1 pseudogene is annotated in these 844 nt (G+C 47.9%); it reads right to left on the reverse strand.

Annotation, left to right across the window (positions count from 1 at the left end):
• A pseudogene (locus ACTXGO_RS14980) lies at positions 1-844 on the reverse strand (DNA repair ATPase); the annotation flags it as partial.

Here is an 844-nt window from a genome sequence, read left to right on the forward strand (position 1 = left end):
GCATCGTGATCATGAATGCCCTTGTCATAGCCGAGCTGATAACGCGGCGTAGCATAAGCTTTGACTAGTTTGGCAAGGGGGCTGTTGTCAATGCTATCCATAGCACTCGCAGTGTCCGTTTCATCAAGAGCCTGATATAGACGCGCCTCAGTGAGGCCGTCTTGGTTATTTTTTGCGCTCTCGATAATGCTATAAGCCAGATACTCAGCACGGTAAACGGTATCAGATTCTGAGGCAATACTGATGTCCCAATACGGACGCAAAGCGTTTAATTCGGCATTGTCCAATACTTCATAATAATCTGTGCCGGTGAGATGCAAATTTAGCACCCGTTTGCCATCGTTCTGCTGACGACTGAGCAAGGTCAAATCGAGCGGCTGGGTATTTACCGAAAAGCGGTGTTTGCCGAGCTTGATAATCTGACCACCCTCTTCAAACAAGTCGGACTTGTCTTTGAGGCTTTTGTAGCTCTCAATCTGAATCGCTTTGAGTCGTGCATCGATGTCATCGGCTTTGACACTAAAGCCCATCTCTTGCAAGCTCTTGGCGATGCCGCGTACCTTTTGTACTAGGCCATCAGCGGCAAAGTAAGTATTGAGCGACTCTTCGTCTTTAAAGCCTGTAACACCAGTGCTCTGCGTACGCTTTTCGATGCTATCTAACATGCGCAGCGCACCATCGCCTAAGTTTTGTGCCTTGCGATTACGGGCATCAAGCAATTGCTGTTTGTGATTCTCAAAGGTATCGTAAATCTCTTCACGCTTACTAATGATATCGGCTAAGAACTGATCGCCGCCACCGATCTCAGGGTCAGCAAACTGACTCTCCAGCTCCTCTAATTGCA

It is taken from the genome of Psychrobacter sp. T6-1 (assembly GCF_052258445.1).